The organism is Flavobacterium sp. UBA4854, assembly GCF_002399805.1.
GTDB classification, from domain to species: Bacteria; Bacteroidota; Bacteroidia; order Flavobacteriales; family Flavobacteriaceae; genus Flavobacterium; species Flavobacterium ginsengisoli.
Map to the genome: position 1 here is coordinate 22538 of NZ_DHEI01000028.1, position 11363 is coordinate 33900.

Genomic DNA, 11363 nt, shown 5'->3' on the forward strand with positions numbered 1-11363 from the left:
GAATAAATGAATCATAAAATAAAGACATTTTTGTTTAAGACAATAGCCTTACTGCCCAATAAAATAGACGATTATTGCTATCATAAAATTCAGAGTTTTTTTGATAAATCTACTTTAGAGAATCGTTTCAAGAGTGTTGAGCCAACTTATTTAAGACTTTTTAAAGTTTTAAAAGATTTAAATATTGATTTAAAAAACAAAACAGTTTTTGAAATTGGTTCAGGATGGTTTCCTACAATGCCATATTTTTTTAAATATAAATTTGAAGCCGAAAAAGTAATAACAATTGATATTAATAAACATTTTAAAAAAGAAACTGTTTTAGAATTGAATGGTCTTTTTTCGAAAAATTATGATGTTACTGTAATTCCAGAATTGCGTAATAAATACGGACTTCCTGTTGGTGTAGAATATTTTCCGAATTATAATATTATAAACCAAGATTTTCCAGAAGTTGATTTTGTTTTTTCAAGATATGTATTGTCACATATGAAGGAAAACGATGTTGATATTTTACATAAAAAAATGAAAACGCAACTTAAAAAAGATTCGTTGATAATTCATTTTATTTCTCCAAGTGATTTAAGACAGCACGGAGATAGTTCTTTGGCGCTACATGATTTTTTGCAATATAGTGAAACAGATTGGGGTAAAATTAGAACTAAATTTGATTATCATAACAGATTAAGATTGCCTCAATTTATAGAGATATTTAAGAAATATGATTATGAAATTTTGTATCTGGATTACGAAAGTTTACAGAAAGGAACTGAAAAATATGATTTGTTTAAAAAGGTAAAACTTCATGAAGATTTTAGTAAATATTCTGATGAAGAACTGACTGCGGGAAATATTCTAGTTGTCTTAAAAGTATAATTCGAAGATGCGTTTTTCATTAATAATATGTACATACATGCGCGCAGAGGCACTCTGTAAATTGCTTCAGTCAGTAAAGCTTCAGACTTTATATCCTGATGAAATCTTGATTGTGGATGGTTCAACAAATGATGAAACTGATACTTTTTTTCAAAAAAATACTTTTGAAAAACTAAAATATTTTAAAGTTAAAGATGAAGACAGAGGATTAACTAAACAACGCAATTTTGGGATTTCTAAAGTAAATCTTGAATCTGAAATAGTATGTTTTCTTGATGACGATACCATTTTAGAACCTGATTATTTTGCCGAAATTGTAAAAACATTTCAAGATAATAATGAAATTGTTGGTGTTGGTGGAGTAGCTATTAATGAAAATAAATGGCAAGTACAAAAAGAAAGTAGCATTTATAACACTAAAAAGTATTATTTGTTTGAAGGATATTTTTATCCAGAAGGTCTGAGAAATATTGCTAGAAATTATTTTAGACTTGCGTCTAATTTAGAACCTGGGCGAATGCCACTATATTCACACGGAAGAACTTGTGGATTTCCAATGACGGGTAAAATTTATGAAGTTGATTTATTGATTGGAATGTCAATGTCTTTTAGAAAAAAGGTTTTTAATGAAATAAAATTCTCTAAATTCTTTGAAGGATATGGCTTATATGAAGATGCAGATTTTAGCTTGAGAGCACAGCAATTTGGTAAAAATGTAATTAATACAAATGCAAAATTAAGTCATTTTCATGACGTGGCTGGAAGACCAAATCAATATAAATATGGCAAAATGGTTGTTCGAAATGGCTGGTATGTGTGGAGAATAAAAAATCCAAATCCAAAAATTAAAGATCGATTGAAATGGAATGCAATTACAATTTTATTGACTTTGATTCGATTTACAAATGCCTTGACCGAAAAAAATAAAAAAACTCCTTTTACTGAAGCTATTGGCAGAACAATTGGATGGTTTAGTTTGTTTTTTGATAGACCATTATAAAAAAAATAAGCAATTTATTTAAAGAAAAAATACATATGAAATTAGAAATATCATCTTGGGTACCTCATTTAAATCAGCTGATATATTCCTATTTTTATTATTGTAAAAACGAAAGAACAACAGTTAATATAGTTAGAAATGAACGAGTAGCTCATAGTGGCGCAATATTGAATATTGATAATAAACGTATTTTTTTTGATTATTCTGATGCCCCAGAGTTTATAGACTCGGCTAATTTGTACGACTATTATTTTAAGAGATCACTTCGAGAGGAAAATCATGAGAAGAATATTTATCCTTTAAATTTAATCTTTCATTGTCGTATAAGAGCCATTTATTGGTAATGAATTTAAGTTTGAATATACTATTTAATAAAAATAGTAGAACAGAAATAATTAGGGCGATGGATTTGTTTTCATTATTCACAAACTCTTCCCATGCTATTTTAGATTTTAAAAGATATCCGAAGAAAGTAGAAGATTTTGGAGGTAATATAATTTTTCATACGCGATTATGGAATCCAAACAATCATGCGAATACTGATGAAAAAGAGGTAGAAAATTTCAAAAGGAATTTAGAAAAACTTAGTAGTAACCGAAGCGCTTATCAAGAATTGCCAGAAAAGATAGAATATTTGCTTTCTGGAAAGAAATATCTAGAAATGGGTCAAAATAATTTACTTTGGAGTGAGAATTATTTGCATCCTAAAAATTATATTAAAAGAATTCTAACAATAGTAGAAAAAAATACCAAGATTGAACTCAGTTAAATTTGTTATTATAACTCATGTATCTCATGTATACAAAAACAATGAATATTTGGGATACTCGCCGTATGTTCAAGAAATGAATATTTGGCTGAAATATGTTGATGAGGTTATTATTGTAGCTCCATTAAGAAATCGGGAAATAACTCCAATAGACATTTCGTATCAACACGATAGAATAAATTTTAAAGTAGTTCCTGATTTTAGTTTTATTAATCTAAAAAATATTATCACATCAATTTTTAAATTACCTGTTATTTTTTGGAAGATATTTTGGGCAATGAAAGAGGCAGATCATATTCATTTAAGATGCCCAGGAAACATGGGGCTAATAGGCTGCTTTGTTCAGATTCTTTTTCCAAATAAAATTAAGACAGCAAAATATGCTGGAAATTGGGATTCTAAAAATAAACAACCTTGGAGCTACCAGATGCAAAAATGGATTCTTAATAATACATTTCTAACAAGAAACATGAAGGTTTTAGTATATGGATATTGGGAAAATCAATCAAAGAATACAAAATCATTTTTTACAGCAACTTACTCAGAATTAGAAAAGACCAATGTTGAAAAAGCTGATTTTACGAACGGAACTAAAGTTGTTTTTGTTGGAAGTTTAGTGTCAGGTAAAAATCCTTTATATGCTATCAAATTAATTGAGAGATTAGTAACAGCGGGGTATAATGTGACTCTAGATTTGTATGGAGATGGTGTAGAGAGAGATTCTCTAGAAGGTTATATTAAAATGTATAAATTACATGAATATATCGTTATAAAAGGAAATCAGAATAGAGAAGCTTTAAAAGCAGCTTATCAAAAAAGTCATTTTGTCATTCTGCCTTCAAAAAGCGAAGGGTGGCCCAAAGCCATAGCAGAAGGGATGTTTTGGGGATGTATCCCAATAGCAACAAAAGTGTCATGTGTTCCTTATATGTTAGATTTTGGTAAACGTGGAACTCTCCTTGATCTGAATTTGGATAAAGATACTGAGCAGATAGGAGATTTAATAATGAACCAAAGGGCGTATTTAGAGAAAAGTAAAATAGCGATGAAGTGGTCACGCAATTTTACTACAGATGTTTTTGAAAAAGAAATCGAAAAATTGCTGATAAAATGAGAATTGTACAAATTATAGATTCTTTAGAGGTTGGTGGTGCAGAACGTATGGCTATAAATTATGCAAATTCACTTGCTAACAAAATTGAATTTTCAGGATTAGTCTCTACAAGAAATGAGGGTTTACTTTTAGATCATATAGATCAAAAAGTCACATATTTATTCTTGAAGAGAAAATCTACTATAGATTTAATTGCAATCTTTAGATTAAGAAATTATCTGAAAAAAAATAAAGTAGATTTTATTCATGCACACAGCTCTTCTTTTTTTATTGCAGTTTTAGTAAAAATAACAATGCCATGGATTAAAATAATCTGGCATGATCACTATGGGATTTCACAAAATCTTACATTACGAAAAAACTTGACATTAAAATTTTCATCTTTTCTCTTTTCAGGAATTATTTCTGTAAACGATTCTTTACAAAAATGGGCTCGAAATTATTTGAATTGTAAAAATCTTATTTATTTTCCAAACTTTATAATCAAATCAGCTGTTTTTTTTGATGATTTTCAGTTAAAAGGAAATGATGGCCAAAGAATAATTTGTGTTGCAAATTTGCGCCCCCAAAAAAACCATGAATTATTGATTAATGGTGCAAAGGAAATTAATGAAAAATTTCCAGAGTGGACTTTTCATTTAATAGGCAAAGACTTTAATGATTCCTACAGCGCTAATTTATTAGAATTGGTTAGAGAAAAAGGGCTTTCTGAAACGGTATTTTTTTACGGAGCAGTGAATAACGTTCAGGAATTGTTAAAGCAGAGCGAAATAGCAGTTTTAACTTCTCTTTCAGAAGGACTACCTTTGGCTGTTTTAGAATACGGACTAGCTAATTTACCAGTTGTGGCAACCAATGTTGGCGAAATTTCAAAAGTCATTCCCTCATCTAAAGAGGGCTTGATAATTGATTCTAATAATTTAGGGCAATTTATAAATTCAGTTCAAATATTGATTGAGAATCAACATATTCGTAAATCATTAGGAAAACAGCTGAATTTTTATGTAAATAGAAATTTCGGTGAAAAATCAATTTTAAAAGAATACATGACATGGTTGAAACCTTTAACGACCATTACGAAGTAAATATTTTATAATGAAAAATAAAAAACTTAGTTATTTAGCCATAATCGTTTTTCATGCATTAATAGCATTAATTATTTTTGTTATTCCTTTTTTATCAAAAATATATGCTTTATTGATTGTTTTAATAGGGTTTATTGTAATCACTAGAAACGAAAACAGAAATAACGAAGCACTGTTTGTTAGTGCATACCTAGTAGGTGCTGAGGTTTTTCTTCGTATGACAGCAGGTAATTTTAATAATGAATATGTAAAGTTTTCCGTAATGGCTTTTATGCTTTATGGAATGATTTATAGCAATTTTTCTAAAAATGCATTTATATATTTTATTTACATAATTTTTTTAATTCCGGCAATTTTTGTAACCACTAGCGAAGCTACTTTTAATGTAGATGTTAAAAAAGTTTTAGTTTTTAATTTGTCTGGTCCCTTGTGTTTGGCTATTTGTGCTGTTTATATGTTTAAGAGAAGAATTACATTTGATAAACTTCAGAATATTTTAATTTCATTAGGATTGCCAATAGTTACTACTACAGTTTATTTGTTTTTATATACACCAAATATTAAGGATGTTGTAACGGGGACTCAATCAAATTTTGAAACTTCAGGAGGTTTTGGTCCCAATCAGGTTTCTACAATTTTAGGTCTTGGAATGTTCGTTTTTTTTACGCAATTAGTGCTTTTTTCCAAGTCTAGATTACAATTGTTAATTAACGGAGGGCTATTTATTTTTATCAGTTATCGAGGAATCGTTACCTTTTCGAGAGGAGGAATTATTACAGCAGCCGCTATGATTGCATGTCTTTTTGCCGTTTTATATTATTTTTCTAATGCTGAAGGAAAAAGAAAATTTAGTTTCGTATTTGTTCTGACGATTTTAGTTGGCACAGGAATATGGGTTTATAGTTCGTTTCAAACTAACGGTCTTATTGAAAAACGCTATGCCAATAAGGATGCAAGAGGACGTGAGAAAAAAGATCGTTTAGGAGGAAGAGAAGAGATTATGAATCAAGAGACAGATATTTTTATTGATAATCCAATCTTTGGCGTAGGTGCTGGAATGAGTAAGTATGAGAGAGCTCTAATTACACATGAAGAAGTTGCATCACACAATGAAATAACCAGAATGTTTAGTGAACATGGTTTGTTCGGAATTTTTGCATTCTTGATTCTTCTTATCACACCCTTCACATTATATATTAATAATAAACAACATATATATTTTTTCTCATTTTTTGTTTTTTGGTTTCTTACGATAAATCACGCTGCTATGCGAACCGCAGCTCCTGCATTTATATATGCATTAAGTCTTCTTTCAGTACAAATAAAAATTCCTGAAAAAACAGGAGAAGCAAATTAGCTAAATTCAATTTTTATAATACATTTGCCTCAAGTTTAAGCCCCTAACAAACTGAAAAATAATGTTGTCAAAAAAGAAAATGCATTTCGAAATTTCGGAAAGGAGAATATTACTTCTTTCTTTTGATGCTGTATTTGTTTTATCCGCTTTATATCTATTAAGTTCAATATTTGAGTATCATTATTTTGATTTTGGAATAAATAGTTCTTTAAGTATTGTTTTATTAATAGTGTATCTTTACATTTTTGGCGTAATATTCGAAATATATAATTTACAGATAGCAAGTAATCATCTTCAGATTCTTCAAAATGTTATTTTTACTGCTACCGCTACTGTTTTGGCCTATTTATTTACGCCAGTTCTTTCTCCCTTACTTCCGAAACAAAGAGTTGTAATATTAATATTTTATTTCACAATATTAATTACATTACTATTATGGCGTTTGTTTTACTGCTACTTTTTAGCTTCTCATAGATTTTCTCAAAATGTCGTTTTGATTTGTGATCAAAATGAAGTTGAAAAACTGGTTTTAGGATTGGAGAATGTCGATCCGCATTATAAAATTATTGGTTTTGTAAACTCCGATTCTATTGCAGATGAAAATTTAGATTTTCATTACGTAAAAGAAATAAAAAAGGATGATTTAGAACATTTTGTATCAACGAACCATATTTCAGAAATTATTATTGCTTCACAAAATACAGATGGTATTACTCCAGATTTATATCAGCAATTGCTTCATTTATTAGAAAACGGAATTATTATACGAGAATATACTCAAGTTTACGAAAGTAAAACGCAAAGAATCCCCGTTCATCATATAGAAAGAGATTTTTATAGATTTTTTCCTTTCAGCAGAAGCAATAGTAATAAACTTTATTTGTCTTTTGTTCGACTTATAGAAATCATGTTTTCTATTTTAGGGCTATTAATTTCCCTATTTTTTATCCCAATAATTTTTCTTTGCAACATCTTCGCAAACAAAGGGAGTCTTTTTTATACTCAAGAAAGAGTAGGGAAGAATGGAATCATTTTTGAAATTTATAAGTTTAGAACCATGACAGAGAATTCAGAAGCCAATGGCGCTGTTTTCGCTACTCATAATGATAAAAGAATTACTCCGTTTGGTAAATTCATGCGAAAGTCAAGAATTGATGAATTGCCTCAATTTATTAATGTTTTAAAAGGAGATATGGGAGTAATAGGGCCAAGACCTGAGCGACCATTTTTTGTTGAAGAAATCGCCGCAGTAATGCCTTTTTATGAAACACGCCATGTAATTAAACCTGGACTTACGGGCTGGGCGCAGGTAAATTATTCTTACGGAGAATCTATAAACGAAAGTTTGATTAAGCTTCAATACGATCTATACTACATCAAGCACAGAAGTGTTTTTCTTGATTTAAGCATCACTTTCAAAACCATTACAACGGTTTTATTCTACAGAGGGCAATAATTTTTTTAGATTATAATTGGAATAGGTTTTTTGTTACGAATTGCTGTTCGCACTAAAACCACTCCACTTGTAATGATTAATGGCAAAGTGATAAAGAAATGCGCCTTGTTAATCAAAAATAGAAAGTAAATCACTAAAAGTACAAAGTTGATTAGCGAAAATCTATAAGTCCATAATTTGTTTTTGAAAATAGAAAACAAAACTAAAACCAATAAAAACGGACTAAATAATAGAACATTGTAATTCATCGCCAATTCTTGGTGAAAAGAGTAAAATCCCATAATAACGAAGAATATCCCAATAAGAGATAAAATCACAAAGTAGATTTTATCTACCGTTTTGTTTCTTGCAAAGATTACAAAAAGCAAGATAAAGAGATAAGTGTAAATGTTATTCCACCAAGATTTTGGTGTTTCTTTTGCAAACTCTAATAATGTTTTGCTTTTTGCCGCTAAGGGTTTATTTTGAAAACTTGTTTTGTCTAAACTATTTTTCAATTCAAAAGGAAGAAAAATTCTTGTTCCCATTTGATCGACTTTCGTTCCAAAAATAATACTTGTTCCCAACTGATCGTAGAAATGGCCATCAAAATAAGGAAATAGGATAGAACGATAGGTTTTGTCTGTGTCTTGTGTTTTTACGATAATATCTCCGCCTAAAGTTTTATTCACGACATCTACAACCATCGAAGTGCAGTTTTTATCGATGAATTTATAAGTATAATAGCGCTCTTCAGAATCTAAAACAGCATTTAACTGGTCAAAAAGTTTTTGTTTTAAATCTGGTGAGATCAATAATTCCTGCTCGTAAATACTTCTTTTCTCATATGTATATTCTTCGAAAAAATCGGCATATGAATGTACAGTTGCAAAATATTGTAAATCTCCTTTAGCAAACTTTAAAACAAAATTTGGAGTTCTAAAATCAAAAGTTCCATAATTGTAAACAACATCAAAATTGTTTACGGGGTCTAAAACTCTAATTCCCGTATGTCCGAAATAAGAATAAGTTTCGTTTCCAAGTCCGCAGGTCAAAATGCTTATTTTGGCATCTTTCGATAAAGCTAAGCTTTGGCTGAAACCAATAAAACTTGATAAGAATAATAAAATAAAAAGTGCTTTTTTGGACACGACAGTTTTCATGATTTAAAATTTTAAATGTTTGCGGTTTCTAAATTATCTAAAGATACCCAAATCTACTTTTAACGAAAAAATATTAGAATACAAAGCGGTACTTTGATTTCCTAAATCGGTTAAAGCATAATCAATCTGTATGCCTTTATATCTAAACCCTAAACCAATGTTAGGCTGAAAGTTTATTTTTTCGGTATTATCTAATTGTGTTACATTCTGAAAATTTCCTGCTCCAGCTCTTACGAAAACTAAATCGGTATAACCAAATTCAAACCCTAGAGCTGGGTCTATACTTATAGCTTTTGATGAAATAATATCATTTGTCTGCTCAAAACGCATATTTAAATTTGCAGAAGTGACAAGACTACATTCGTTATGGAAATCAAATCTTTTTGAAACTCCTAATTGAGCTTTTGGCAATGTTATTTCCGTACTTTCTGGTAATTCGTTGTTTTCTCCCGGAATTGCATTTGCAATTTTAGCATATTCTTCTTCATCAATATTCCAAACATTGTAAGTTGTGGTAATATCGCGAAGCATTAAACCAAATTTCCAGTCATTTCTTTCAAACTGAAGTCCAATATCAAATCCAAATCCCCAAGAATTGGCAAATTTCCCAATTATTCTGCGAATTACTTTTGCATTTACACCATATTGAAATCCATCAACAGGCAATTTTCGAGCATAAGAAAAAGTAAAGCCATAATCTGCCGTAGAGAACAAGCTGATTCTGTTATAATCAATATTTCCTTGATTATCGATTAACTGCGTCGTGTCCATAATGTCGTCTACTCCAAAACGAATCATCGAAATTCCCCAAGCACTTCTGTCATCAATTGGACTTGCGTAACCTATGTAGTCGTACTGTGCAATATTGGCGAAGTAGCTGGCATGCATTAAAGCAATTTGATGATCTTCAAGATGAGTTAAACCTGCCGGATTCCAGTAACCTGCCGTTACATCATTTGTTGCGGCAGTCACAGCACTTGCCATTCCAAGAGCTGCGGCATCGACCCCAATATTCATAAATTCATTCGAATATTTTCGAACGGTTTGTGCATACTGAAAAGTACAGCTGCAAAATAATAAAAACACTAAATATTTCTTCAACGTATATGTTTTTGCAGATCGAGGCCTGTTTTTAAATTTTTATCAAAAATATAATATTTTACTCATCTAATAAGTTCCTTTAGTTAAATATTCCCAAAGTCACACTTCGAATTAAAAAACTCTCGAAAAAACTCGTTTTGCATCGAGTTATTATACTAAATTTGTTCTCTGCCATTATCAAAATTTAAAGCTATGAATATTAAAAAACACATTCCAAATCTAATTACATTAATTAATCTTTTCTGCGGTTGTGTCGCAATTGTCTTTATTTCCGAAAACAATTATTTAATGGCTTTTTTCATGGTTTGCTTAGGAATCTTTTTTGATTTCTTTGACGGCTTTTTTGCTAGATTATTTAAAGTTTCAAGTCCGCTTGGATTGCAATTAGATTCTCTTGCAGATATGGTAACAAGCGGAGTTGCTCCAGGATATGTGATGTATAGTATGTTTGTGCATAGCGGTCATGAATTAGGAACTCATCCTGCAATTCCGTTTTTAGGATTTATTATTACTTTAGGATCTTGCTATCGTTTGGCCAATTTTAATATTGACACTCGTCAGACAGATTCTTTCATCGGATTGCCTACTCCAGCAAATGCTCTTTTTATTATTAGTTTGCAAATTGTTCTAGATATGTATGCAGAATCGTCACTGCTTATTCTTGAATTATTGACCAACCAATGGGTTTTATTGATTATAACATTATGTAGTGCTTATATTTTGAATGCTGAGATCCCGTTGTTTGCTTTAAAAATTAAAAAATTCAGTTTGAAAGAAAATGCTCTTCAAATTGTGTTTCTTGTTATTTCGGTATTGATGATTATTTTACTTCATTACATCGCAATTCCACTAATTATTGCTTTTTATGTATTGTTGTCAGTTATCAATAATCTTTTCTTGAAAAAGTAATTCTGTTTAATGGCAAGAAAAACGACTTATCGTAAAACATATGCAAGAAAGCCCGCTGGAAGATCATTTCTAAGCAGGCTTTTTCGTTCATTTTTATTGATTCTTTTCGGACTTTTATTCATTGGGATAATTTATCATTATCGCAAAGGACTTGCTTATTATTTAGGTTTTAAAACAGAAAGAGTTTTAGATGAAGATGAGGTAGACAAACATCTTTCTGATGTTCGAAACATTCGTGTTCTCGAAAACCATAAAGGAAAAGTAATTGGAATTGACGTTTCTGAATTTCAAGGAAAAGTTGATTGGGAAGAAGTCGAAATCTTGGATGAAAAATATCCTGTTCAATTCGTTTTTATTCGTGCAACAGCAGGAAATGACCGTGTAGACAGACAGTTTAAAAGAAATTGGGAAGGTGCAAAAGAGAATAAAATTATGCGCGGCGCTTATCATTATTATCGCCCAAACGAAAATTCTATTGAACAGGCAGATCTTTTTATCAAAACAGTAAAATTGCAAAAAGGAGATCTTCCGCCAGTTTTAGATATTGAAAAATT

At 30.2% G+C, this 11363-nt stretch carries 11 protein-coding genes; 9 read left to right on the forward strand and 2 right to left on the reverse strand.

The features are described from left to right. Positions 1–6 precede the first annotated feature (6 nt). The 7 genes from B3J44_RS03355 (at position 7) to B3J44_RS03385 (ending at position 7657) form a co-directional block, all read left to right on the forward strand. A complete protein-coding gene (locus tag B3J44_RS03355; protein WP_286965784.1) occupies positions 7–876 on the forward strand; it encodes a hypothetical protein in 870 nt (289 codons plus the stop codon). Positions 877–883: 7 nt separating this feature from the next. Next, complete coding sequence (locus B3J44_RS03360) at positions 884–1876, forward strand: glycosyltransferase family 2 protein (protein ID WP_286965785.1); 993 nt, start codon at positions 884–886, stop codon at positions 1874–1876. Positions 1877–2231: 355 nt separating this feature from the next. Beyond that, a complete protein-coding gene (locus tag B3J44_RS03365) occupies positions 2232–2645 on the forward strand; it encodes a hypothetical protein (RefSeq protein WP_286965787.1) in 414 nt (137 codons plus the stop codon). Further along, entirely contained in the window at positions 2632–3759 is a 1128-nt protein-coding gene (locus B3J44_RS03370; protein ID WP_286965788.1) for a glycosyltransferase, read from the forward strand. Before B3J44_RS03365 ends, B3J44_RS03370 begins: the two co-directional genes overlap by 14 nt. Further along, complete coding sequence (locus B3J44_RS03375) at positions 3756–4844, forward strand: glycosyltransferase (protein ID WP_286965789.1); 1089 nt, start codon at positions 3756–3758, stop codon at positions 4842–4844. Before B3J44_RS03370 ends, B3J44_RS03375 begins: the two co-directional genes overlap by 4 nt. A gap of 10 nt (positions 4845–4854) precedes the next feature. Continuing rightward, positions 4855–6201, forward strand: a complete 1347-nt coding sequence (locus tag B3J44_RS03380) for an O-antigen ligase family protein (protein ID WP_286965790.1) — start codon at positions 4855–4857, stop codon at positions 6199–6201. A gap of 61 nt (positions 6202–6262) precedes the next feature. Continuing rightward, on the forward strand, positions 6263–7657 hold the full coding sequence (locus B3J44_RS03385) for a sugar transferase (RefSeq protein WP_286965791.1): 1395 nt from the start codon (positions 6263–6265) through the stop codon (positions 7655–7657). Positions 7658–7662: 5 nt separating this feature from the next. Here the strand turns inward: B3J44_RS03385 and B3J44_RS03390 are convergent, their stop codons facing one another. Further along, complete coding sequence (locus B3J44_RS03390; RefSeq protein ID WP_286965792.1) at positions 7663–8799, reverse strand: DUF4105 domain-containing protein; 1137 nt, start codon at positions 8797–8799, stop codon at positions 7663–7665. A 33-nt stretch (positions 8800–8832) separates the two neighbouring features. After that, positions 8833–9816, reverse strand: a complete 984-nt coding sequence (locus B3J44_RS03395) for a PorV/PorQ family protein (protein WP_349678284.1) — start codon at positions 9814–9816, stop codon at positions 8833–8835. Between the two features lie 276 nt (positions 9817–10092). Here B3J44_RS03395 and B3J44_RS03400 point away from each other — a divergent pair, with 276 nt between their 5' ends. Continuing rightward, a complete protein-coding gene (locus B3J44_RS03400) occupies positions 10093–10809 on the forward strand; it encodes a CDP-alcohol phosphatidyltransferase family protein (protein ID WP_278020460.1) in 717 nt (238 codons plus the stop codon). 9 nt (positions 10810–10818) lie between these two features. Further along, positions 10819–11363 (forward strand): GH25 family lysozyme (locus B3J44_RS03405; protein ID WP_286965797.1); only part of this gene is annotated, 545 nt, incomplete at its 3' end.